The sequence below is a fragment of the Gemmatimonas groenlandica genome (assembly GCF_013004105.1).
In the GTDB taxonomy this organism is placed as follows: domain Bacteria; phylum Gemmatimonadota; class Gemmatimonadetes; order Gemmatimonadales; family Gemmatimonadaceae; genus Gemmatimonas; species Gemmatimonas groenlandica.
Map to the genome: position 1 here is coordinate 2,281,773 of NZ_CP053085.1, position 24,009 is coordinate 2,305,781.

Below are 24,009 nucleotides of genomic sequence, written 5' to 3' on the forward strand. Positions count from 1 at the left end.
AACGGATTGGCTAACGCGCGGCGCGCACCCGAGCGAGGAACGTACCCGGGAGCGCGCCGGTCATGCGCCCGTTTTCAAACACCACCGTGCCGTTCACCGCCACCAGTTGGATCCCGTCGGGCCAGTGATGCGGCGCGGTGTACGTCGCCCGATCGGCGATCTGTCCGGCGTTGAACACCGTGATATCGGCTCGCTGGCCAACGGCGAGCGTGCCGCGATCGCGAATGCCGAGCCACTGCGCAGGCAGTGAGGTCATGCGCTGCACCGCCGCTTCGAGGGTGAGCTGTTTCCGCTCGCGCACGTTTGTCCCCAGCACGCGCGGAAAGGACCCGTAACTCCGTGGGTGCGGAAAGCCTCGCCCAAAGGTCACGAGATCCCCGTCGGTTTCCAGCATGGTGCCCGGGTGCGTGAGAAAGCGCGCCACATCGGCGTCGTCCATACCGTGAAAGATCCCGATGAAGCCACCGCGCAATTGCAACGCGATCAATGCCTCGACGGCTGCGTCGAGCGTGACTGGCTGTCCGGCGGCCACGAGATAGTCGGCCAGCGTCTTCCCCGCGAGCGAGGCATCGAACGACACTTCACGAAACTGAATCGACGACGGCTCAGCGCCAGCCTGCTGCGGAAAGCGGACGCGCATCTCCTGCACGAGCCGAGCGCGGGTGGCCGGGTCTGCCACACGCTCGGCGAACGCCGGTGCTCCATCGGCCAACGCCCACGGCGGAAACATCAGGTCGGAGTAGGTGCTGTACGCAGTATACGGATACACATCGACGGCCACCTCCATCCCTGCATTTCGTGCGGAATCGAGCAGCGACAGCATGCGCGTACTCCATCCCCACTGCGCCGCACCGGTCACCTTGAGATGGTTGACCTGCACCGGGATCCGCGCACGGCGCCCCACCTCGAGCGTTTCGTGCAGCGCGTCCATCACCGCCGGTCCTTCGTCCCGCAGATGGGTCACGTAGATCCCGCCGTAGTGTGATGCCACTTCGGCAAGCGCCGCCACCTCGTCGACATTCGCATAGGTCGCCGGCACGTACTCCAGTCCAGTGGACAGCCCGAGGGCGCCCTGTGTCATGGCGGAGTCCACCAACGCGCGCATCCACGTCAATTCCGCCGCAGTGGGCGCGCGGTCGGCGAGACCCATAACGCGCTTCCGGATCCACGTGTGACCGGCGAAGAGCCCCACATTCGGCGCCATCTTCACCTGTGCCCGATACTGATCCATCGGGAATGGCTGATCCTGCGAATGCAGCGGTGCCAGCACGGTGGTGATCCCCTGCCGCACGAAATTCTCGGCGAGCGCATGATCCGCGAGCGTGACGAGATGGGCGTGATTGTCCCAGAAGCCCGGCGACACGATCTGTCCGCTCACATCTATCACGCGCGCCACGCCACGCCGCGGAAGCGATGCCCCGATGTCTACGATGCGATCGCCGCGGATCGCCACATCCGCTACGCGGCGCGGGGCGCCGGTACCATCGACCACGGTGCCACCGGCGAGCAGCAGATCGTACGTCGGTGCCGCCGGGCCACAGGCTGTACTCATCGCGGTCAGAAGCGCAACGAGAGTCCGGCCGCGACGCCCGTGGCGCGATGTACCTGCAACGGGTGCGATGCTCACGGCTGCTCAGGCGCAATGCGCAATCCCGTCAATTTCCCAAGCGGTCCCAAGGTGACGAGCACGCGGAAACGTTGTGTGCCGAACCAGGCGAAGTACTGTCGTTCGACATCGTCACCGACCACGCGTCGCGCCAGCAGCTCGAGGCGGGTGAGCGGGCCTTTCCCTTGCACGGTCGCGGTGAGGGCGGCGCGCATGCGCGGGAAAATGGTTTGTCGCACGACTTCGAAATCATCGAGCGCCAGCGATCCGGCGGCAACGCGCGTGAGGATGGCCTGAACGGCGGCCGTGGCCTGCGGCTCGCGATCAGGAATGGCGGCAGTGGGTGGCCGCGTGGGCACCAGCGACGAGTCGTAGAGCGCGGCGACCTGCATGGCGAGCGTGGCCGGTGCCATGGCGCGAGCATTCGAGAGTACCATGACGGCCAGGTCCTGATCTGGGAAGCGCGTGTACTGTGACACGAATCCCTGCCACGTCCCTCCATGCTCCTGCATCGGATGTCCGCCGGCCTCGCCCAGGAACCAGCCGAGGGCGTAGGGATAGTCGCGTCCACTGGGAAGACGGCTGGCCGACAGCATCAGCGTCCAGCTTTCCGGGCGCAGCACTCGTCGTGTGCTCACCACCTCGTTCCACGCGATGAGGTCGCGCAGCGAGACGAGCATCGATCCATCGGCCGTGGTATTCAGTCGTGGGGCGACCCATGCGGCATGTTCCCACCCCGAGGCGGTGAGCAGGTAGCCGTGCGCGCGATTCGGCACGACATCGGCTTCGGTGATCACGCGAATCGTGGGCATCCCGGCCGGCGTGAAGATCCGCTCGCGGAGAAACTCGTCATACGGACGTCCCGTCACGCGCGTCACGATAATGCCCAGCAACACGTAGCCGGTATTCGAATAATTCCAGCGGGTGCCAGCGGGGAATTCGAGCGGCAACGCCGACGCCATCGCGATCAACTCGGCGTCGCCGTAGTCCTTGCGATAATCAAAACGATCGCTGGTGTAGTCGGGAACACCGCCGCGGTGACTGAGCAGATGCCGGATGGTGATGGGCTGCCAGCTGGCCGGCACCTCGGGCAGATAACGCCGCACGGAGCTGTCGAGCGCGATCTTGTCTTCCTCGACCAGCGACAGCACACCGGCCGCGGTGAACTGTTTGGCCAGCGAACCCGATTGAAACATCGTGGCATCGGTAACGGGCGCACGGTTCTCCAGTTCGGCCACACCGAAGCCACGGGACACCAGCAGCTCGCCGCGACGCACCACGGCGATCGCGAGTCCGGGAATGCGAGCGGTTTCCATCGTGCGTCGCACCAGCGTATCCACCGCGGCGGCCGCCGGCAGCATCTCACGGCGCAGCGACCATGGCAGCACGAGTGGTGCCGGGTTCGGCCAAACGCGCTCCAGCGTGCTGCTGCGATACAGCGTGCCGCCCTTCATGACATACGCGATGGCGCGGCTGTTGCGAATGGACTGCAGCGGGTTGGCGTCGAGTACCACCAGATCGGCGACCTTCCCGGATTCAATCGACCCCAGGTCGGCGTCGAGTCCGATCGCACGCGCGCCTTCGATGGTAGCCACGCGCAGGACCTCGTGCGGCGACATGCCGCCATCGGCGAGCAAGCCCATCTCCCAGTGATTGGAGAGCCCCTGCACTTCACCGTGCCCGCCAAGTCCGATGTGGCCACCGGCACGCAGGACAGCCACCGCACCGGCCGCCGCTTCGCGCTCGTTGAACTCTTCGGGCGGAAACCAGAGCAAGCGCGTGGAGGTTCGCTGAAACAGCGCGCCGTCTGGGAACCAGCGGTTGATGCGTGGATCCTCGTGCGGCCGTTCCTCGGCGAGCAACCTATAGATCGGCAGCGCGCCACCAAACGCCACCACGAGGGTGGGCGTGTTGGTGATGCCGGTACGCGACATCAGTTGCACGATGTCATCATGGATGGGTGCTTCCGGGATCGCATGTTCGAGCCCGCTGAAGCCGTCGATGATGTGCGTCAGGTCCTCTTTGCCGTCGGCGCCGCCTTCCGTCGTGGGCATCAGCCCCAGCTCGCGCGCGGCTTCCACTAGCCACTGTCGCTGCTGACGCGTCCCCGTTTGATACGACTTGAGGTACGCCGTGCCGTAGTCGTCGCGGTACATTCGCAACAGGCGACGGGCGTCGTCGAGCGACTGGAAGTTGGTGCCGGCGCCAATGCCGGGGCCGGTGGAGAAGACGCGTGGGCTCGGGACACCGTCGACCTCTACGAGGTTGGCGATGTCGAAGATGTCTGGCGTGACCTGCGGGTCGCGGATGGTGGTGATCCCCATCGCGAGGTTGGCGAAGCCGTTGGTGGACTCGGGCTGCAACAGGGCGCCGGCACCGCCCCAATGCGCGTGGATGTCGATGAAGCCCGGCACGATGTACTTGCCGGTCACGTCGATCACGGTTTTGCCGGCGGGCGTGGTCGTCGCACTCCGCGCGCCCACGCTCGCGATGCGTCCGTCGGTGACGATCACGTCGGCATCACGGAGCACTTCGGTGCCGCGCATCGTGATGACCGTCGCGCCGCGGAGCACGATGGTGCCGGTCGTGGTCGCGCGTGGCAGCGACACCTCGAAAGTGCGCGCCGAGGCGGCCGGCGTTGCCGGCACGGGGAGCGGTGCTCCGAGCGTCGGCGCCGCGGCCGATGGCCGAGGCACCGGTCCGGTGATGCGCACGGGGCCGCCGGTCGCGGGCACTTCGGCGCGTTGGGCGTCTGGGGGAAGCGCGCCGGGCGGCGCCATGAGCGTGGCGCGGAGTGGCGCGGTGCTGGCGATGATCGTGCGACCATCCGGCGTCCACGCAGGGTCAGCCCACCACGCGGGCGCGGTCGTGAGACGCACCGGCGCCTCGCGGCCGTCGGCGCGGGCTTTCCAGAGGGCGCCGCCAGTTTCATCCCAGGTCACGAAGGCTACCCACCGGCTGTCGGGGGACCAGGCGGGCATGAATTCCCGGGCGCGCGCCGTGGCGGTGAGACGGCGCGGTGCGCCGGTGAGGTCGGCAATCCATATGCGCCCCAGTGACGAAAAGGCGACGTATCCGTTGGGCGCGGTGGTCTGCTGCTGCACCCGGCGTGTGCGCACCGGCCCGGTGGCCAGCCGCTGTGGGAAGTGCAGCGTTGGGGTGACCTCCAGCGCGACATCAGCGGAGAAGGGGATGGCGGTATCACTGCCGTCCTGCACCCCCAGCCGGTGGATCTTGCCGCCGAACGCCGCGTATAGCCAGCGTCCATCGGGGGAGAACGCGGCGTTGGGGAGCACGTCGCGGGAGGCGCGAGCTTCGAGCTGATTGCGATCCACCGGGTACGCCAGCCATCGCTCGGCGCCGGTGGCGAGCGTGCGCAGACGGAGGCCGGTTTTCCCTTCGCGGACGGTGCCGTACACGAGCGTGCTCCCGTCGGGGGAGAGCATGGGCTTCATGGCTGGCAGCCCTTCCACCACCATCGGTTCGGCGGCCCCGCCGCTCACGGGGACGCGCATGAGTGCACTCGTAGCGCCGTTGCGGCTGCCATACGGGCGCGGCGTGACCGCGGTGAACAACAGGCTCGCGCCATCGGGGGTGGGCCAGGCGCTATACGGGCCCGGCGCCGGTGAGGAGACCAGCGGTTGCGCCGGGCCGTTGCCGTTGGGCACGAGTCGGGTACCCTGACCGCTGGCCACGTCGTAGCGCCACAGTTCAGCGGTACGCGTGACATGCGGATCGGTCACGGTCACGACAATCGACCGCCCATCGGTGGCCCATGCCGGCGACTGCATGCCGGCGCGGGGAAGCTGCGTCACCGCGCGCGCGTTGCGGCCGTCGGTGGAAGCGATCCAGACATTGTCGGAGCCGGTTTCGTCGCTGATGAAGACGAGCTGCGAGCCGTCGGGAGAAAGCCGTGGTTGCGACTGGAAGGCGCGGCCGATGATCAGCGGTTGCGCGCGTCCCCCGTCCACCGACACCCGGTAGATGTCGCCCAGCAACTCGAACACGAGCGCTCGGCCATCACGGGTGACATCGAGCGAGACCCAAGTGCCTTCAGTGGTGGTGAAGGCCACCGAACGTGTTGGCGGCGTCGAGGGTGTCTGGGCGGCGACGTTACTGACCAACAACGTGCTGGCCAGCGTAACGCCGGTGGCGGCGAAGGAGCGACGGCGATGGCTCATGCGGCGGGGTGCTGGCGTCGGACGCGAAAGAGAGCGGATGGGACCAAAGTACGGCGCCCGTGTGCGCATCACGAGTCTGTCACCAGGCCGCGAGGTCTGACGTCATGCCGCGGAGACCGTTCACGGTGTCCAGCCTACGGCGTGCAACTCCCGCTCGGCGCCGCGCCGGAGAATTGCTGCGCGAAGAACGGCAACACGCGCTGTTCGAACCGTTGTCGCGTGCGATCGGTGTGCCCACCGGCGAACGCATCGAGCCGATACGGAATCTTCGCGCGCGCCAGTCCGTCGGCGTAGGCGCGCGATCCCAACGGCACACTGGCGATCGCATCATCGAGCCCGTACTCGAGGACCACGGCGCAGCTGCGGCGCAGCCCGGAGGCATCTTTCGTAAGTATGTCGACGGGCAGAAACGGCGACCACGCCCCGGCCTTGTCGTACGGCGCGCCGAACGCGGCGGTCATCGTGCGTGCGAGGCGTACGCTGCCGGCCATCGTTGGTGGCGGCGTGAGTGTGGAGTCACGCAGGTAGCGCCACACCTCACTCGTCGGGGCGAGTTCACCCACCATGCCCGTGCAGCACGGGCTCATGGCGTACACCGAGCCGAACACGTCGCTGTGCTTCTGCGCGAGATACAGTGCGCCGAAGCCGCCCATCGATTGACCGGCCAGTCCACGCGACGCGCGATCGGTGCGCGTGCGATACCGCGCGTCGATGTACTGCACCAGTTCCTGCGACACGAAGTCGTCCCATTTGCCGAAGGCGGCCGAGTTCACGTAGAAGGTGCCGCCCATCGCGTTGTCGGCGTTCGGCATCACCACCAGGAAGTCGCCGGCGTCCACGCGCCAGAGACTGTCCATGGTCTTCTGCAGGTCGAGTCCCTGATACGATCCGTCGAGCCACTCGCGGGGATGCGAGGTGAAGCCGTGCAGCAGGTACAACACGGGAAAGCGGCGGTTGGGCGTGCGGTCGTAGCTGGGCGGCGTGTAGACGAACACTTCGCGATTCGGCGTGTCGCCGATGGCGTTGCCGGCGATGGCCTTCGAGCGGATGGTGTCGACGAGAATACGCCCCTGCGCGGTGGCGGTCGCGGGGAGGCAGAGTGCGAGAAACAGGAGGCGTAGGGCGAACGCGAGGGATCGGCGCATGCGGCTATTCTAGCGCGATGGCGCTGGATTGGCCGTGATGGTCATCATCCCCGGCCCCTCGACCGCGCGCGAACACAATGCTCTAGACGAGTTCGCAAGTCCTGCGGGTGGCACGTCCGGCTTGGAGAGTCGGCGCGGCTGACGCGGGTTGTTCTCGACTTGAAACGCGACGGCCAGACAGACTTGTCGCCGCACGGGGACGTTGCCCACGTGCGAGACGCGGAATTTCCCGACCTCTAGCCACCGTTCGACCGAATGCACGAAGTCCGCGTGTGTGCCTGCAAACAGACGCAGACTGTTCTTTTCGAGCCGGCCAATCGTGTCGACCACGAACATGGCGAACACAGAACCTCGCTCATCAATCGCTCGCCGATTGTCCGGGAACGCAGGGCCCCGAGCACCGACCGGCATAATGGCTGCCGAGTCCACATCCACATCGACGTACGGCCGCGTATCCGAGTCGCGCTGAATCGGCAACGGGAAATCCTTCGGCGCCGGCGCCACGCCCGCTTCCACTTCGACCGGTACGCGATGCACGCGCGGCGCGGTCCGCCCGAACGAGAGTACGTAGCTCCCCGCACTCGGCGCGACCACGGTGAACTGCCCTTTGGTATCGGTGGTCGACTCGTCGAGCGCTACGAGGCCGGTGTCGGACATCTGCACGAGCCGCACGACGAAGTCGACGGCCGGCTTCATCGTGCGGTCGTCGGTCACGCGGCCGGCGACGACCTGGGCCGGGAGCGCGTGGGCGGACAGCGCGCCGAACGCGGCACCCAGGCTGGCGACGGCGAGCCGCCGCGATTCGGGACGCAATGATTGGATGCGGCGGAAGGGCATGCGAGAACGATAGCGCGTTCGCCGGCGTGTCGCGAACGGCCACGCTGCCTTCGCGCGAACGGCCAGCTCGTGATGGATACGGTTCGCGCGGTGATAAACGTGCCTCCGGGCACGGCGTTAATATGGATTCAAGCGCACGTCGCCCGTGAGTCCGAAGCGGCGCGTCGTCGCAGACCCCACGCCACTCACGCTCACGAAACTCCCATGACCGGATTGGATCTTCGAGCGCTTGTGCTCTTTATCGGCGTGGCGGTGGCGCCGGCGGGAGCGGCCATGCACGCGACGAAAGCGCTCCTGCCCACGCGCGTCTCGCCCAGCGACCCCTGTTCCACGCACCCCCAGTTCCATGCGTCCACGCTTTCGCGGATTCAGGAGCGGTTCGATCCGACGAACACCGACACGGCAAATGTGAACTTCCTCAGCCGGTTCGGCCTGACGGGACTGCGTGCGGCGAACGTGGTCGCCGTGACCGACTCGAGCACGTGCGCGGCGGCCATTGTCGCCTACGCGAACTTGAGCGAACCGGCCGACTCGCGGAAGCGCCAGGCACTTCGCACGCAACTGCCTGGCATTGTGGTCTTTCGCCTCTCGCCGAATCGCTACCTGCTCAACGCCGGCATGAGTAATCCGTACTGGTTCTATGAGATGTTCGTGACCGACTCGAACTTCGCGTACGTGAGCAACTACTTCTAGCGGAGCGTAAAGACGGTCATGGTCGCGTTGCTCTCGAGGGCACGCGCACAGAGCTCTCTGGCAGAGTTGGAGAGCCCCGCCGCCGGGATGCGTGGCGGCGTACTGGCGACCACTCGCCGTCCTGCGGTGCTGGGCCGGAAGACCAGCGGGAGGCACACATGCCGGCGGACCAGCACACCGCCAATGGTGGGCGGTCGAAACCATGCCTTACTCATCCACTCGTTCACAGCATTGGTAAAGTCGGCGTGCGTCCCGGAGAAGAGACGCACTGTGTTCTTCTCAACGTGTCCCGTCGTGTCCACCACGAACATGGCGAACAACGAGCCCCCCTCCATCGCTTCCCGCTTGGCCTGCGGATACATAATGCCGGCGGAACCGCGCTGCAGCAGAAGTACGGAGTCCACATCCACATCCACGTACGGCCGCGTATCCGACTCGCGCTGAATCGGCAACGGGAAATCCTTCGGCGCCGGCGCGACTCCCGCTGCCACTTCGACCGGTACGCGATGCACGCGCGGCGCGGTCCGCCCGAACGACAGCACGTAGCTCCCCGCACTCGGCGCGACCACGGTGAACTGCCCTTTGGTATCGGTGGTCGCTTCGTCGAGCGCCACCAGGCCGGTGTCCGCCATTTGCACGAGGCGCACGACGTAGTCGACGGCCGGCTTCATCGTGCGGTCGTCGGTCACGCGGCCGGCGATGACCTGAGCGGAGAGCCTGTCGGGGAATGCGGACGCGGCCGTAATCAACAATGCCGCCGCGAGAACGGAATAGGGCCAATATTTCATGACCGTACGTTACATTCTGTCCCGTGTCCTCGCCTCTTTTCGTCATCGCCCAGTACCTGCTGCCCAAGCAGGCCCTCACGTCGCTGGCCGGCGCCTTCGCGCGGGCCAAGCGCGGCGAACAGACGACCTCGGTGATCCGCTGGTTCGTGGGCAAGTACGGCGTGAACATGAGCGAAGCGGCGGAACCCGACATCACCACGTACGCCACGTTCAACGACTTCTTCACGCGCGCGCTGAAGGCCGGCGCACGACCCATCGCCGAAGCCGAGTTCGTGTGCCCGGTGGACGGCGCGATCAGTCAGCTCGGCCCCATCACCGGCGATCAGATCTTTCAGGCGAAGGGGCACAGCTACTCTACCACGGCGTTGATCGGTGGCGATGCTGCACTGGCCGCGCCCTACGCCAACGGCGACTTCGCCACGATCTATCTGAGTCCCAAGGACTACCATCGCATTCACATGCCGTGCGATGGTCGCCTGGTGCGCATGATCCACGTGCCGGGCGACTTGTTCTCGGTGAATCCCACCACCGCGCGCGGCGTACCGGGACTCTTCGCGCGCAACGAACGCGTGGTGTGCGTGTTCGAGGGCGCGCACGGGTCGTTCGTGATGGTGCTGGTGGGCGCCACGATCGTAGGCAGCATGGCCACGGTGTGGCACGGTATCGTGAACCCGCCGCGCCCGGGCACGGTGCGCGAGTGGCACTACACCGACCAGTCCATCCATCTCGCCCAGGGCGACGAGATGGGACGATTTCTGCTGGGCTCTACGGTGGTGATGCTCTTCCCACCGAAGACCGTCGCGTTCACCGCGCAGTGGGCCGCCGAACGGCCCGTGCGCATGGGTGAACCGATGGGAAGCCGACCGTAATTACGCGGCTTTCGCCGTCTTCTTCCTGCCGCCAGTCATGAACATCGGCACGAACATCATCGCCGCCGCGAGCAGCAACGAGATCACACTGATCATCTTGCCGCGCGCGTAGGTCGGCGAGTCGAACCACAACCGGACGTCCTTCGCACCCGGCGGCACATCCACGCTGATCAACGTGTGGTCGGCGCGACGCACGATGCCCGGCTTGCCATCGACTTCGGCGTGCCAATCGGGATACCAATTCTCCGACACCAGCAACTGACTGGTGGCCGCGTCGGCACCAATGAGCGCGATGCGCATCTTGCCCGCGCTCCACTCTGTCACGGTCGCCTTCACCTGTGGCGTGGGGAACGGCGGCGTGGCGTTCGGCGACGTGGCCGTGGACGTATCGGGCAGCAGCGCCACGTTGCTGATCGGGAAGCGCGGATCGATCACCGTGGCCAGCCCCTGCTCTTCGGTGAGCTTGGCAGACACGGGCAGCACACGCGCATACGCCGGCGTGACGTCGCTCTCGTACAGCGTGGCCGTCGTGCCGAACGCCGTGGGTGACGGCGGCACGACTTGATGGAAGCCGGGCACCGGCTGCGTGTCGGGGAGAATGATGTAGCGCACCGACAGCAGGTCGAACATGTTCGGCGTGAGCAGGTTGCGGAATCCTTCCTTTGCTCCCGCCAACTCGTTGTAGCGACGCAGTTGGAATCCGTGGTACCCCATCGCGTTCGGAATGCGATACGCCATCAGGATCGACTGCCCGTAACTGTTGCCGCCGTCGATCACGCGGTACGGCGCCGGCACTTTTTTCAGATACGTCGTGACCGCATCATCCGCGAACAGCGTACTGGCACGCGGCGAGAAGGTGTAGAACTGCTTGTCGACGCTCCACAGGTCGAGCCCTACGATCGCCACCAGCGCCGCCGTGGCCACGCGCGCCCCGATGCGACCCGCCGCCACGGCCCAGAGCACCGCGCCGCCCAGTACCACGAATACCAGCAACCGCAGCGCGCCACTCTGCAGATACGGCGCGTTGGCCGCCACCGCATCGATCCGCTCAGGGATCGCCAACGATTCGGCGAGCCCCTGCAACCCACCCACCGTACCCAGCAGCGCGAACGCCACGGCGCCACCCACCACGATCAACACCGTGCGCATCGGCACCGCCCGCGCCAGCAGTCGATCGAAGCCAACGCCCGCCAGCACACACAGCATGAACGCCGGCAGATAGAACACCATGCCCATCGCGCGGATCTTCTTTACTAGCGGCAACAGCTCGTAGAACGGACGATAGAACGGCGTGTAACCGCCGAATGACAGCATCAGGAAGAACAGCGCGCCAATGCCGAACGCAATCACGAACCGACGACGCGCCGTGTCACCCAGCGCCAGCGCCGCTAGCGCGAGCGGCAGGAATCCCATGTACTCGGTGTGGAACTTGATCGCATTTTGTCCCCAGTACTGGTCGAGCACGCCGTTGAACTGCGGCAAGAGCAGCGTGAAGATCTCCGACGGCGGCAGCGCGTAGCTGGTCGCGAATTCCCATCCCGTGTCCGGACCGCCTTCGGCGCGCGGCGAGAACGGGATGTACTCGAGGAACGGCATCACCTGTAATGCCGTGATCCCGCCACCGACCGCCACTGCGATCGCCGAGAAGCCGAGCGCCTTCCACGGATTCAGATCAGCTGGCCGCTCCGCGTCGAAGAAAGCGAGGTAAATCGCCCACAAGCCAAGCGCCAACAACAGGAAATACGCCATGTGATAGTGGCCGAGCACGATGAGTGCGACCACGAACGCAAACGCACCGTAGCACCACAACTTCGCATGACGAATGGCGTGCAGCAGCGTCCAGAAGGCCAGCGGCGTCAGTGCCGACACGAACAACTTCCCGTCATGCCCCGGACTCATCTGCGACGCCACGATGCCCGTGAGTTCGTACGCCACACCCGCGATCACGCTCGCATTCCACGAGAGTCCGAGCGAGCGACAGAAGCGATACGTGAACCAGCCGGTCAACACGAAGTGGATCGCCATGCCGAGCGTGATCGCCACGTCCACCGGCATGATCCATCGCAGCCAGGCGGTCGGATAGAAGATGTCGCCGTGCATGGCCGCGATGTACGGCAGACCGCCGAACAGATACGGATTCCACTGCGGAATCGCGCCGTCTTTCAGGAACGACTCGGCGCCGAACAACCGGAACGAGTAGCCGGCGATGAACATGTCGGAGCGACCGCCGCCGAACAGCATCTGTCCGGTGAGGAGCGGCCAGAGCAACAGCATCGCCGCGCCAAGACAAAGCGCAAAGGCAAGCGTGTGGTCGAGCGTATACGAACGCGTCGGCCCGGCGCTCGGCGAAGCCGCGCTCGGCGAGGTCGAAATCGTGGAATTGGCGGAAGGCATCGGGGAAAAGTAGACCGCCATATATGATTCATCTATGCATTACCCTCCACCGGCCGCCGTTTTCGCGCTTTGGCTCATGACCGCCGCCTCGCTGGGTGGCCAAAGTCGGCCACTCGTGGGCAGCGTGGGGCCACAGGCATTCGGACCGCCCGCACCGGCGCCCAAGCCGATCGGAGGCCTGACCTCTCGTCCTCTTCCACGGGGGGAGCCGAGAATGGGGTACCTGCCCTACCGCGTGGCCGACGCCCCGTTGGCCCGCTCCGGCGTCTCCGTCAGCCCGAGCTCCAGTGCCCCCGATCGCGCCTCCGATCGCGCCTCCGATCGCGCCTCCGATCGCGCCCCGCGTCGCCTGACTTGGACGCCGACGGCCGAGAAGCCGCGTTGGGTCATCGACTCCACGCTCTCCCCGGTGCAGTCGCAGCGCGATCTCATCGTGACCGACATGGTCTGCAACTTCGCCGGCACCTGCCACGAGCGGCGACAGCGTGTGGCAGCACGTTGGGTGGCTCGCTGCGGCTGCTATGCCTTCGCCGACGGGTGGAATCGCGTGTGGCGCGTGGAGTAAGTTCCGCCGCACTATGATACGACGCATTCTTGCAGCCGCCGTCGCCGTTGCCATCATCGCCGCCGGCGTTGCCTTGTACACCCCCGATGCCGATCAGAACACGCTGCGCGCCCGCTACCTGGCGAGCCCCGGCGACCTGCGCACGATCGAAGGTACGTCGCTGCACGTGCGCGATACCGGACCACGTGATGCGCCGGCGCTGATCCTGCTGCACGGCTTCGGCTCGAGCCTGCACACGTGGGAACCGTGGGCCCGCGCGCTCGACAGCACGTATCGTGTGATTCGCTTCGACTTGCCCGGCAGCGGCCTGAGCGCCCCTGATCCCACCGGCGACTACGCCGACATGCGCAGCATGCAGCTGCTGGCCACGCTCATGGACACGCTTGGGCTGCGGCGCGCCACCTTGATCGGCAACTCGATGGGCGGCCGCATCGCCTGGTCGTTCGCCGCCCGCTATCCCGAGCGCGTGGAGAAGCTGGTGCTGATCTCGCCCGACGGGTTCGCGAGTCCGGGCTTCGAGTATGGGAAGCCCGCCGAGGTACCGTTCGCGCTGTCGATGATGCGGTACGTGATGCCGATGCCGTTGCTGCGCATGAGTCTCGAACCGGCCTATGCCGATCGCCGCACCATGACCGACAGTCTGGCGACGCGCTATTACGACCTCATGCTCGCGCCGGGCGCCCGTGACGCGATGCTGCAGCGCATGCGTCAGACGATCCTGACCGATCCCGTGCCGCAGCTCCAAAAGATTCAGGCACCAACGTTGCTGTTGTGGGGGCAGCAGGACGCGATGATCCCCTTCAGCAACGCCGCCGACTACACGAAGGCGCTGCCGCATGCGACGCTTGTCCCGCTGCCCAACGTGGGACATCTGCCGTTCGAGGAGTCCCCCGACGCGTCGCTGGTTCCGTTGCTCCGGTTTCTCAGGGGCGCGAACTAAGCGGGTGTCGCACCGCCTCTCCCACTGAGAAGATTCCATGGCTCGACGCGTCGCCATCATCGGCACCGGCTGGGTAGGATCGAGCGTCGCCATTTCCACGCTGCAGCTGGGCGTGGCCGACGAGCTCCTGCTGTACGATGCGCGCACCGAGGTCGCCGAGGGGGAGGCGATGGATCTCGCGCAGGGGAGTTCGTTCTATCCGGGCGCCACCGTGCGCACGGCGTCGATCGAGGAGATGATCGACGCCGACGCGGTCGTGATCGCGGCCGGGCGCAACGGCAAGCCGGGCGAATCGCGACTGGCCCTGTTGCGCGACAACGCGATACTCGCGCGTGAACTCGGCGCGCGACTCTCGGCTGCGCGCGGTGTGATTGTCGTCGTCACCAATCCGGTCGACGTACTCACGCGCGTGGTACTGGAAGCCTCGGGGCTGCCGCCCGCTCGCGTGATCGGCACCGGCACCATGCTCGATACGGCCAGACTCCGCGAAGCACTCGGGCGCGCCCTCGACCTCGATCCGCGCTCGGTGCATGCGCAGGTGGTCGGCGAACACGGCGACTCCGAGGTGGTGCTTTGGTCCGGTGTGCAGATCGGCGGAGTGCCGCTGGCGCAGTGGCCAGGATGGAGTGCCGACCGCGAATCGTCGCTGGCCAACGAGGTACGCACCGCCGCCTACGAGATCATCAAGCGTAAAGGCGCGACGAATCACGCGATCGGATTGGTCACGGCGACCTTACTCCGAACCGTGCTGCGCGGGGAGCGACGCGTGCTGACGGTGTCACGCTGGCACGAGGGCGCGTCTGGCGTCCGCGATGTGGCGCTGTCGATGCCGACCATCGTGGGCAGCGGCGGCGCCGAGCTCGTGCTCGAACCCGCGATGGTACCGCAGGAACGCGAGCGCCTCGAGCATTCGGCGCAGGTGCTGCGCGATGCATACGCGAGTGTGCGCGACGCCTAGGGGCTTATCAGCCGACCGTCGCGAAAGCGCGCACGGGAAAGGTCCCCACCCCGACAAGCTTGGGCGGCACGGCCGTGAAGGTGAAACCGGCGTCGGGCAGCGACTGCAGGTTGCACAGATGCTCGGCAATCAGGATCTCTTCGCGCAGCAACACCGTATGCACCGGGCGCGAGCCGCCGTCGGTGTTGTCGATGTTGAACGAGTCGATGCCGACCAATACCGCGCCGGCCTCACGCAACCAGATTGCCGCCTGCTCGGTGAGATACGGATGCCCCTCGAAGTACGCGTCGGTGCCCCAGTGCGCGTCCCAGCCGGTATGCACCAGTACCGCCTTGCCGCGCACGTCGGGCCGCGAGAGCAGCGCCGACAGCTGCGCCACATCGATCGCGCGTCCATCACGCTCGGTCGCTCGCACCACGAGAGCGGGTTGATCGACGAACCGCTCGAGCGGCATGGACGCCGTGTCGCGTCCGTCGGCATAGCGATGAAACGGGCAGTCGATATAAGTACCCGTGTTCGTGATCAGCTCCACCCGACCGATCTGAAACTCGGTGCCTGGCTCGTACAGCGCACGTGACGCGTCGCGACTCAGGTAGTCGCAGATGACCGGCGCTGGCAGACCCTTGTAGTACACCACACCATCTTCGATCGCGTGGCTCAGGTCTACCAGCGTGTGCATGGGCGTGCTCAGGAGCCGGAGGCCACGCCGCAGGCGATGCGCGCGCCCGAGTTTCCCGACGGATCGGTCTTGTAGTCGTCGGCGGTCGCATGAATCACGATGGCCGCACCATCGGCGTCGAGCAGCGGGTTTTCGCCGCGCAGCGAACCGGCCGGCGTCGACATCTTCACGACGACGCTGCTGTCGGCACCGACCGTGAGATTCATCAAGTCACCGTGATGCGGGCCAGCCTGGTTCGTGCTGCCGTGCTGCTTGGGCGTCGGGCTCCAGTGCGGTCCGGCGCTGGCGAAATCAGGAGCGTCGCAACGGCCGACCGCATGGATATGCATGCCGTGCACGCCCGGTGGCAGGCCGCGCAACGTGCCATCCACCGAAATCGCGGCACCCGCGTCGGCGAGCGTGAGCACGCCGAGTTCACGGCCACCGGCATCGACGACCTTCGCGGTCACGCCGGTGCTGGCACCTGCCGTCGCGGTGGAGTCGAGGGTCAGCGACGCGGCGGAATCGGCCGCCATGGCCGAATCCTTGGCCGAGGCATCCTCGGCTTTGCTGCAGGCCGCGAAGAGGAGCGCGGCACCGAGCGCGGCGGTGGCGCGGGTGGCGAAGCGGGGCGAGTGGGGGCGCATAGGCGTGTCCTGGCTGATTGGGAGATGGGGGCAGAGGTACAAGTCTACTGCACGGGCCGTGCTAGGCGAGCCGACTTGCGGTAGCTTGCCCGCCCGATGAACGACAGCCGCCTCCCAGCATCCATACCCGTCCACGCCGACGTCGCCGTTGTAGGCGGCGGTCTGGCCGGTCTCACGGCCGCCTGGCAGCTCGCGGCGTCGGGACAGCGCGTGACCCTGTTCGAGGCCCGATCGCGCCTTGGCGGCCGCGTGCTGACCGTCCCGGCCGCCCCCTTCGCCGACCGCGCCTGGCTGGATCTCGGCCCCGCGTGGTTCTGGCCGCATCAGCAGCACATTCGCGCGCTCGTGGCGCGCTTCGAGCTCCCCGTGTTCGCGCAGCACCGCGACGGGCTCGCGAGGTACGAAGCCGGAGCCGGACGCGCCCCGGAGTCGTTCGATGCTTCAGGACAGTCCGACGCGTCGTATCGCCTGGCCGGCGGCATGACGGCGCTCACGCAGGCGCTGTATGCCGCCACGCAGACCGGGCCGACACCGGTCACCGTGCATCTCGACGCGGAGGTGCACACGCTGACCCTGCAACCCGACGGCGTAACCATCGACGGCACTGGCTTCAGCGCAACGGCCCGTCGCGTCATCGTCGCCGCTCCGCCGCGGGTCGTGGCGCGTGACATCCTGTTCGCGCCGCCGCTCTCCGACGCGATGCGGGCGACGCTCACCGACACGGTGACGTGGATGGGTCATGCGATGAAGTGCGTCGTGACCTACGACACGCCGTTCTGGCGCCACGCAGGGCGCTCGGGATACGCCGTGAGCTGGGGCGGACCGCTGCAGGAAATTCACGACGCGTGCATGGCGCCGCACGACGGATCGTCGGCCGGCTACGCGCTCATGGGCTTCGTGACAGCGCGCACCACTGTCGCCGCACGGGCATTCCGCGACGCGAGCCTCGACGAACGCCGCACAGCGGTGTTGGCCCAACTGTCTCGGTTATTCGGCCAGGAAGCGCTCAACGCCATAGGCTATGACGAGTATGACTGGACGCGAGATCCGCTCAGCTGCGGACCGCTCGACGAGATGCCGCCGTCTACGCATCCCGACTACGGGCATGCGCTTTTCAGCGGCGATGCATGGAATGGTCGCCTCATCTGGGCCGGCTCGGAAACCTCCGCGATTGGTGGCGGGTATCTCGATGGAGCCGTGGCGTCGGGTTCGCGCGCCGCTCGCGCAGTGCTCTCCTTCGCCGAGTCGTCGTGAACGTGTCTGCCCCGCTGCACACCGCCCCGCTGCACACCGCCGCGCTGTTGGTCGCGATGTGGCTCTCGAGCGACCCTGCGTTTCGTGAACGCACGACGGCCTGTCCAGCGCCCTCCGACTTCGTCTGGCAACCGGCGTCGCCGAAGGCTGGCTCGCTCTTTCGCGTGACGACCTCCGCGCGCACGCTTGCAGCTACACGCGCTGCACTGACGACGGCACTCACCGCCACCATTGCCGGTGAGCCCCTGCACTTCCGCGTCACCGGTGACTCGGCCATCGCCATCGCGGCGGTGCCGATTGATTCCACGACCGGCATCACGATGGCGTGGCCCTGTGCTGGCGAGGCGTGGGGGAACGTGCGCATCGTGACGACCGCCGGGAGCTACACGCTCGAGCGCCTGCGAGTCGCACCGCGCTTTGGCGCGCCACCCGATTCGGCCACGGCCGAACGCATGCGCGTGGAAGCCGAGCGTGCGGCCGCCGTCTCACGAAACGCGCACGACACGCCGCGACTCTGGTCGACGGCATTTCTCGCGCCGCGGCCGTCGCGCATCACAAGTCCGTTCGGCGGCGGTCGCACCTTCAACGGTGCCGTGACCAGTCGTCATATGGGCACCGACTACGCCGGCGCGGTGGGCGCGCCGGTGCGCGCGGCCAACCGCGGCGTGGTCCGCATCGTCGATGCGTTCACACTCGGCGGCAACGTGGTTTATCTCGATCACGGCGAAGGACTCGTCACGGCGTATCTGCATCTCAGTAAACAACTGGTGTCGGTCGGTGACACCGTCGCGCGTGGCGACACGATCGGACGCGTCGGTGCCACGGGTCGCGTGACGGGGCCGCACCTGCACTTCATTGCGCGCTACGGCACCATCACCGTGGATCCGGCGGGACTCAGCTCGCTCGCGCGTTCGCGCTGAGCGACTAGCGCTGCAGTTCGCGCAGGTAACGCGCGATGCGTGCGGCGTTGGCGCCGACATCACTGCGGCCCACGCGGGACACCGACCGTACATCGATGCGAGAGCCACCGTTCTCTGCGCGGATACGCACGACGACGTCGTCCTTGAAGCCGAACCAGGTCGTGGTGGCGGTGGCTTCGAGGCGACCGCTGGGCGAGTCTCCGGCGACGATCTCCCATCCCATCACCTTCGCGGCGGCGACGGCACGCTCGAAGGCGGCCAACGGCGGCACGGGCAGCATGAGTGGCTGCACGTCGGGGTACGCCGCCCGCTGCAGCGCGGCGATGCTGTCGCCGGCATACACGGCGGAGTTCGTGGCCGACGCACGCAGCGGCAAGACCGCCACGAATGCCGGCGGGTCCGTCATGTCCGTCGTGATGTCATGGATCGGCGGTACCTGCTTCGCGGTTTGCGAAAAACGATACGGCACGCCGATCGTGATTCCCGCCAGCACCAAGCCGAACACCAGCGCGACACGACTGCTTCCGCTACGCCTTGTAACGATCAGCGCCAACACACAGGCAATGCCGGCCGCGACGCCAACGTAGGCCGAGTAGCGCAGCATCGACAGCCCGGTGCGGTAGTGCCACACACCGAAGCGCGTCCCCAGGCCCGACGCGGCCAGCATCACGATGCCGGCCACCGCAAGCAGCACAGCCAACGCGCGGAGCGGTTTCACGTGACGGCTCCGGCGTTGGCATGCATCACGGAATTACGCCGCCTGGACGTCGCTGAAGCGCACCAGACGCTTCGTTTCCTCGTCGTACAGCGCCAGACGCAGCGCCTTCACACCCATGCCGATCGTCATCAAGGGCGCGGCCTCGAAGATCGGATTGTCGTCGTGCGCTTCCTGCAACCGGAAGTTCGGGATCTTCGGGCCGATGTGGTGCACGTGGTGCAAGCCGATGCTGCCGGTGAACCACTGCAGGATCGGATGGAGACGCAAATGCGAGCTGCCCGTGATCGCGGCCGTCGCGTAGTCCCACTCATCATGCGTTTCCCAGTATGCATCCTCGAACTGGTGCTGCACGTAGAACAGCCAGATACCGGCGGCGGCGGCCACGTACATGCATGGCAGATAGACCAGCAGGAACGCGCGCGGCCCCCACAGCAGAATCGACACGGTGATCGCTGCGGCGATCGCCAGATTCGTATACCACACGCTGTACAGCTGTTTGGTTTTCGTGGCCTTGCTGCGACCACGGAATCGCTGATTCAGCATGAGGTGGAGCGGACCGACCAGCATGAGCGACAGCGGATGACGAATGAGCCGGTAGATGAGGCGCCCGCGCGCATCGCGCTCGAGATACTCCTTCACCGTGATCGTGGGTACGTCGCCATGACCGCGACGATCGAGATCACCCGACGAGGCATGATGCAACGCGTGGTCACGGCGCCACTGCGCAAACGGCGTCAGTGTCAGCACACCCGTCACGAAGCCCAGCGCATCGTTCACCTTGGGCCACGGGAGAAACGACGAATGCGCGCAGTCGTGCATAATGATGAACGTGCGCACCAGCAAACCGGCGCCGGGCAACACGAGCAACGCCGTAACCCAGGGGGCGACGTCGATGAAGTAGTACATCGCCCACAACAGCGCACCCAAAGGAACGAGCGTATTCACCACTTGCCACAAGGCGCGACGGACATCCGCACCGGCATACTTGGCAACGATCGCGGTCCACTCCGAGCGGGGGACCTCCAACGTGCGGGACTGGAGCAACTCAGCCATGCAGGCAATGACCTGAAAACGAGGGCGGGAAGGCGCAGCAACGGCGCGCCGATACGTATGAACTATCGCAGGAACACCGAACTCGGCGATAGTCCTAGTGCAAGGAATACGCGCCGCCAGTGGTTCCCGCTGACGTGATACACCCGTAATCCCGACAGTTACGGTCGTTTGTCACGATCGAACACGTCGGATCGCTTCGTGTTGTTCTGCAACATATCGTCGTTCACCCAATAGGTTGGTCCGAACGGCACGGTCCTAGGCCAGAGCTGATCGAGTGACATGGCGTCATAGAGTGTGCCGCCCTTCATGACGAACGTCGCGTCGGCGGTGGCGCGGATGTTCTCGAGAGGGTTGCCATTCAGAATCACGAGATCCGCCAGCTTCCCGACTTCGATACTCCCGATGTCTTTGTCGGCACCGAGGAATCGCGCGCCGTGCAGCGACGCCACTTCGAGCGCGCCATGATTGCCGAGCGCCGACGCCCCCATCCAGAGCTCCCAATGCGGTGCGAGACCATGGTGCTCACCGTGACTGCCGAGCGCGCCCCAGCCCCCTTCGGCGATGATATCCGCCATCGACTGCGCGACCAGCGGATAGGAATAATCCGTTTTTGGACGCAGGGTGCGGACACGCGTATCGGGTACCAACGCGCGCCAGGGGAACCACTTACGCTGCTTCGGATCCTTCCAGACGTCCGATTCCTGAAACCAGTATTCGATACTCCAGGCACTCGGGCCCGCCACGACCAGCGTGGGTGAGTAGGTCGCGCCCGCCTTGCCCAGGAACTTGGCGCCATCGCCGTACATCGGAACTTCGCTGAACGAGTGCTCCCAGCCGGTCTGCCCGTCCATGATGAAGCCGAGATTCTCGAAAAAGAAGCCGCCTTCGGAGGTGAGATTGGTGCCGACGGAACGGGCAGCCTCGGCGGTCCACTGCCGCTGATCGCGACGCGGCTGCGCGTACTGCTTGATCGCCGTCGCGCCCCAACCGGCCATCTTCGTGACCATGGCGAGTGCATCGCGCGGACTGTTGATCTCGTTAGCGCGCGCAGCATCTCCTGCGGTGATGTTGTCGCCGGTACTGAAGCCGCGCGGTCCGACGATCTCGCCGACTTCGACCAGTTCTGCCGTCGGGAACATGTTCTGGCTGTACATCGACACGTCCATCGTCGTCGTGACGCCGTAGGCGAGATAGATCGCCTGTTCGAAGTCGTGACGCGGGCGCATGCCACGCCACTCGCGATAGTGATGCGAGTGCATGTCGACCAAGCCGGGAATGATCGTCTTCCCGGCGGCATCGACCACGCGATCGACGCCGGCCGTGCTGCAGGTGCCCATGCACGCAATTCGACTGCCCTTCACGACGATCGTGCCGTTCTCGATCACCGCGCGCTTGTTGAGCGTGATGATGCGCGCGTTGGTAATAGCGATCGTGCCGGTCGGCACGGCGCGTGGCGCCGACAGTTTGAGCGTGAGGGTGTCGGTCTTCCCGGTCGCGACGTGGTGCACGTAATACGCCGCACCGTTGGAGTACTCCAGCGTAAGGCTGTCGCGCCAGCGGGGAAACAAACCACCATCGCGCGTGAGCTGCGTGACCGGCAGCTGTCCGCGGCGTTTCTCCACGCGTGGCACCGCACTGCCGATACCGCCCCACACCATCGGCGTGAGATACACGTTGTCACCTTCCTGAAACGCCACGTAGCTGCCATTCGGTGACGGCAGGATTTCGTCGGCATTGGGGAAGGTGAGATGATCCTGCAGATCGCTGCCGTCGAGCTTCACCGAGCGGAGCGTGGTGCCACTGGCGCGTCCGTTGCCACCCGCGCGCTGTTCCGGCCAGAACACGCGACCATCGGGCCCGACCGACGGACGCGGCAACTGCCGACGTGCTTCGCCGCCCACCGAGACGCCCGACGGCCGGTTGATCAACGCGATCGCGCGACCCGTATCACCCGCTGCCAGCGCCATTGCATCGAAGCGCGTGATGTCGAACCAGACGTTGTGCGTCATCGTGCGTCCGCGGGCTGTCGCGCCTTCACCACGCGCGACGATCACACTGCGCCCGTCGGCCGTCCAGGTCGGATCCGTGTAGTCGCCAGGATCGCGCGACAGACGCTTCGGCGCACCGCCGGCGGCGGGCACCGTCCACACATGACCGCGCGATGAATCATCCCACGTCACGAAAGCGATGCTGCGCCCATCAGGGCTCCAAGCCGGCGCGAATTCCAACGGACCGAAGGTCGCCGGCGTGACACGACGTGGCGCGCCGGTCGCGCCGTTCTGCAGATGAATGCGGCCGAGCGCCTGAAACGCGATCACGCGACCATCAGGGCTCGACGACGGCCAGCGGAAGAATTTCGCCTGCACGGCGTCGTCGGTGATGCGGAACTCCTTCCGCGCCATCTGCGAGAGCGTGCGATGTACCGTTGCCGTAAACGGAATGGTGGACACGACGCGAGTGGCCACATCCACGCGTCGCAGCTTACCGCCCTGCGCCAACACGATCGACTTGCCATCGGCCGCCCACTTGTAGCGCGGCAATACGCCCAACGTCTTGGATCCGCTCGCCACCATCGGATCGATCGGATCCATCAGCAACCGCTCGGCACCCGTCTTGAGGTCGCGCAGCCAGAGCGCGGTGCGCGGTCCGAACAGATGTCCTTTGAATTCGAGCGTGCCATCGGGGATGTGGCGGGCGAAGGCGAGGTAGCGCCCATCGGGGGAGATCTCCGGCGCCGCACCACCACCGCTCGAGAAGCGGGACGCGGCCGCATCGCCGCTTTCGCCGTTGGTGATGTCGAGTATTTCACCGTCGGCGAAGGTGAAGCGCCGCAACTGCATCGAGCCCCCCAGCGGCTCACGCGGTACGACCGGCATCGACACCTGATAAAACAGGTATTTCCCATCGGCCGACACCGACGGCCAGGCTGGTGCGCCGTTCACGCCGGCCGCCCCCGCAGCCACGAGCGGGACGCCGGTGCCGCCGTCTTTATGGTACATCCAGAGGCCGCCAGCGGGCGCCGCGCCTTCCCCACCGCCGCGTCCGCCTTTGCGGACCACGATGAACCGCCCGTCGGGCGTCCAGGCCGGCTCGAAGGCCGTGGCGTTGAGATCAGTGAACACGGGGCGCGGATTGCTGCCGTCGGCATTCATGACCCAAAGGTTGTACTGCCCACGCCGGTCGCTGATGAAGGCGATCGTCTTCCCATCGGGCGAGATGCGCGGCTGGAAATTCAGCGCCACGCCGCTGTTCTGCGTGAGTACCGTGGCCGCGCCACCCGTGCTCGGCATGCGGTACACATGGCCCAGCAGGTCGAACACGATCCAACTCGCATCGGGCGAGAGATCGGCCGACATCCAGGTGCCCTCGCTGGTCGAGAAATCGACATCGCGTGTCGTGCCCCGCGGCGCTGTGACGTCCCATGGGGCGCGGGCGGTTGTTTCACTCGCAGGCGTCTGCGCGACCAACGGTCGCCCCGCCAGCAGGGTGACAGCCGAGAGACAGCAGGCCACGACGGGAGGGGACAGTCGTCGAGTGAGCATGAGCGTCTGGTGTGGAGTTGGGCGACGAAACTCCGCCAATGCTACGCGCGTGTCACACACCACGGTAAGAGCAACGGGGCACATCCCTCACCGCAAAGACGTGTCGCAACAATCATTTAGCCGTTTGTCCCACGTTTGACAGGCCTCTAGTCCCGGGATAACCTAGGCTATCGTACTCCCACCAAAGTGACTTCAGCGCCTGTGCTATTCCGCGGACGTGCCACGCCCGACTCGCTGATCA

At 66.2% G+C, this 24,009-nt stretch carries 18 protein-coding genes; 7 read left to right on the forward strand and 11 right to left on the reverse strand.

Annotation, left to right across the window (positions count from 1 at the left end; genetic code table 11):
* Positions 1–10: 10 nt before the first annotated feature.
* From HKW67_RS09640 to HKW67_RS09655, 4 genes are all read right to left on the reverse strand, one after another.
* Entirely contained in the window at positions 11–1,552 is a 1,542-nt protein-coding gene (locus HKW67_RS09640) for an N-acyl-D-amino-acid deacylase family protein (protein WP_171225186.1), read from the reverse strand.
* Between the two features lie 71 nt (positions 1,553–1,623).
* On the reverse strand, positions 1,624–5,787 hold the full coding sequence (locus HKW67_RS09645) for a serine hydrolase (RefSeq protein ID WP_171225187.1): 4,164 nt from the start codon (positions 5,785–5,787) through the stop codon (positions 1,624–1,626).
* 134 nt (positions 5,788–5,921) lie between these two features.
* Positions 5,922–6,932, reverse strand: a complete 1,011-nt coding sequence (locus tag HKW67_RS09650) for an alpha/beta hydrolase (protein WP_171225188.1) — start codon at positions 6,930–6,932, stop codon at positions 5,922–5,924.
* Between the two features lie 9 nt (positions 6,933–6,941).
* Positions 6,942–7,769 (reverse strand): hypothetical protein, encoded by an 828-nt coding sequence (locus HKW67_RS09655; protein WP_171225189.1) that lies wholly within the window; start codon positions 7,767–7,769, stop codon positions 6,942–6,944.
* Between the two features lie 204 nt (positions 7,770–7,973).
* Between HKW67_RS09655 and HKW67_RS09660 the strand changes: the two genes are divergently transcribed.
* The gene (locus HKW67_RS09660; protein WP_171225190.1) at positions 7,974–8,462 is read left to right on the forward strand and encodes a hypothetical protein; all 489 of its coding nucleotides are present in this window, start codon (positions 7,974–7,976) and stop codon (positions 8,460–8,462) included.
* Here the strand turns inward: HKW67_RS09660 and HKW67_RS09665 are convergent.
* Positions 8,459–9,250: an energy transducer TonB gene (locus tag HKW67_RS09665; RefSeq protein WP_171225191.1), complete on the reverse strand. Its 792-nt coding sequence runs from the start codon at positions 9,248–9,250 to the stop codon at positions 8,459–8,461. The genes HKW67_RS09660 and HKW67_RS09665 overlap by 4 nt on opposite strands.
* Before the next feature lie 23 nt (positions 9,251–9,273).
* On the opposite strand from HKW67_RS09665, the gene asd reads away from it, so the two are divergent.
* Entirely contained in the window at positions 9,274–10,119 is an 846-nt protein-coding gene (gene asd, locus HKW67_RS09670; protein WP_171225192.1) for an archaetidylserine decarboxylase, read from the forward strand.
* Here asd and HKW67_RS09675 read toward each other — a convergent pair whose 3' ends face one another.
* Positions 10,120–12,513 carry a glycosyltransferase family protein gene (locus HKW67_RS09675; RefSeq protein WP_171225193.1) on the reverse strand — a complete coding sequence of 798 codons (2,394 nt, stop codon included), beginning with the start codon at positions 12,511–12,513 and terminating at the stop codon, positions 10,120–10,122.
* Between the two features lie 214 nt (positions 12,514–12,727).
* On the opposite strand from HKW67_RS09675, the gene HKW67_RS09680 reads away from it, so the two are divergent.
* From HKW67_RS09680 to HKW67_RS09690, 3 genes are read left to right on the forward strand one after another with little or no spacing between them, the layout of a single operon-like run.
* Positions 12,728–13,078 (forward strand): hypothetical protein, encoded by a 351-nt coding sequence (locus tag HKW67_RS09680; RefSeq protein ID WP_171225194.1) that lies wholly within the window; start codon positions 12,728–12,730, stop codon positions 13,076–13,078.
* A 13-nt stretch (positions 13,079–13,091) separates the two neighbouring features.
* Positions 13,092–14,018, forward strand: a complete 927-nt coding sequence (locus tag HKW67_RS09685; protein ID WP_171225195.1) for an alpha/beta fold hydrolase — start codon at positions 13,092–13,094, stop codon at positions 14,016–14,018.
* Positions 14,019–14,055: 37 nt separating this feature from the next.
* Complete coding sequence (locus HKW67_RS09690; protein WP_171225196.1) at positions 14,056–14,976, forward strand: L-lactate dehydrogenase; 921 nt, start codon at positions 14,056–14,058, stop codon at positions 14,974–14,976.
* A 7-nt stretch (positions 14,977–14,983) separates the two neighbouring features.
* Here HKW67_RS09690 and HKW67_RS09695 read toward each other — a convergent pair whose 3' ends face one another.
* Together HKW67_RS09695 and HKW67_RS09700 are read right to left on the reverse strand one after the other, a co-directional pair.
* Complete coding sequence (locus HKW67_RS09695; protein ID WP_171225197.1) at positions 14,984–15,655, reverse strand: cyclase family protein; 672 nt, start codon at positions 15,653–15,655, stop codon at positions 14,984–14,986.
* 8 nt (positions 15,656–15,663) lie between these two features.
* Positions 15,664–16,281 carry a superoxide dismutase family protein gene (locus tag HKW67_RS09700; protein WP_206044666.1) on the reverse strand — a complete coding sequence of 206 codons (618 nt, stop codon included), beginning with the start codon at positions 16,279–16,281 and terminating at the stop codon, positions 15,664–15,666.
* Positions 16,282–16,377: 96 nt separating this feature from the next.
* Here HKW67_RS09700 and HKW67_RS09705 point away from each other — a divergent pair, with 96 nt between their 5' ends.
* Positions 16,378–17,535, forward strand: coding sequence for a flavin monoamine oxidase family protein (locus tag HKW67_RS09705; protein ID WP_171225198.1), 1,158 nt, complete (start codon positions 16,378–16,380; stop codon positions 17,533–17,535).
* Positions 17,532–18,455, forward strand: a complete 924-nt coding sequence (locus HKW67_RS09710) for a M23 family metallopeptidase (RefSeq protein WP_171225199.1) — start codon at positions 17,532–17,534, stop codon at positions 18,453–18,455. The genes HKW67_RS09705 and HKW67_RS09710 overlap by 4 nt, the downstream gene beginning before the upstream one ends.
* Before the next feature lie 4 nt (positions 18,456–18,459).
* Here HKW67_RS09710 and HKW67_RS09715 read toward each other — a convergent pair whose 3' ends face one another.
* The 3 genes from HKW67_RS09715 to HKW67_RS09725 form a co-directional block, all read right to left on the reverse strand.
* Positions 18,460–19,173, reverse strand: a complete 714-nt coding sequence (locus HKW67_RS09715; protein WP_206044667.1) for a DUF1499 domain-containing protein — start codon at positions 19,171–19,173, stop codon at positions 18,460–18,462.
* 33 nt (positions 19,174–19,206) lie between these two features.
* On the reverse strand, positions 19,207–20,226 hold the full coding sequence (locus HKW67_RS09720; protein ID WP_171225200.1) for a fatty acid desaturase: 1,020 nt from the start codon (positions 20,224–20,226) through the stop codon (positions 19,207–19,209).
* Between the two features lie 158 nt (positions 20,227–20,384).
* Complete coding sequence (locus tag HKW67_RS09725; protein ID WP_171225201.1) at positions 20,385–23,768, reverse strand: amidohydrolase family protein; 3,384 nt, start codon at positions 23,766–23,768, stop codon at positions 20,385–20,387.
* Between the last annotated feature and the right edge of the window lie 241 nt (positions 23,769–24,009).

Bases quoted from the DNA above. Each gene is read 5' to 3' on its own strand.
- HKW67_RS09640 (WP_171225186.1), bottom strand. From the start codon at position 1,552: ATGAGTACAGCCTGTGGCCCGGCGGCACCGACGTACGATCTGCTGCTC.
- HKW67_RS09645 (WP_171225187.1), bottom strand. From the start codon at position 5,787: ATGAGCCATCGCCGTCGCTCCTTCGCCGCCACCGGCGTTACGCTGGCC.
- HKW67_RS09650 (WP_171225188.1), bottom strand. From the start codon at position 6,932: ATGCGCCGATCCCTCGCGTTCGCCCTACGCCTCCTGTTTCTCGCACTC.
- HKW67_RS09655 (WP_171225189.1), bottom strand. From the start codon at position 7,769: ATGCCCTTCCGCCGCATCCAATCATTGCGTCCCGAATCGCGGCGGCTC.
- HKW67_RS09660 (WP_171225190.1), top strand. From the start codon at position 7,974: ATGACCGGATTGGATCTTCGAGCGCTTGTGCTCTTTATCGGCGTGGCG.
- HKW67_RS09665 (WP_171225191.1), bottom strand. From the start codon at position 9,250: ATGAAATATTGGCCCTATTCCGTTCTCGCGGCGGCATTGTTGATTACG.
- HKW67_RS09675 (WP_171225193.1), bottom strand. From the start codon at position 12,513: ATGCCTTCCGCCAATTCCACGATTTCGACCTCGCCGAGCGCGGCTTCG.
- HKW67_RS09680 (WP_171225194.1), top strand. From the start codon at position 12,728: ATGGGGTACCTGCCCTACCGCGTGGCCGACGCCCCGTTGGCCCGCTCC.
- HKW67_RS09685 (WP_171225195.1), top strand. From the start codon at position 13,092: ATGATACGACGCATTCTTGCAGCCGCCGTCGCCGTTGCCATCATCGCC.
- HKW67_RS09690 (WP_171225196.1), top strand. From the start codon at position 14,056: ATGGCTCGACGCGTCGCCATCATCGGCACCGGCTGGGTAGGATCGAGC.
- HKW67_RS09695 (WP_171225197.1), bottom strand. From the start codon at position 15,655: ATGCACACGCTGGTAGACCTGAGCCACGCGATCGAAGATGGTGTGGTG.
- HKW67_RS09700 (WP_206044666.1), bottom strand. From the start codon at position 16,281: ATGCGCCCCCACTCGCCCCGCTTCGCCACCCGCGCCACCGCCGCGCTC.
- HKW67_RS09705 (WP_171225198.1), top strand. From the start codon at position 16,378: ATGAACGACAGCCGCCTCCCAGCATCCATACCCGTCCACGCCGACGTC.
- HKW67_RS09720 (WP_171225200.1), bottom strand. From the start codon at position 20,226: ATGGCTGAGTTGCTCCAGTCCCGCACGTTGGAGGTCCCCCGCTCGGAG.
- HKW67_RS09725 (WP_171225201.1), bottom strand. From the start codon at position 23,768: ATGCTCACTCGACGACTGTCCCCTCCCGTCGTGGCCTGCTGTCTCTCG.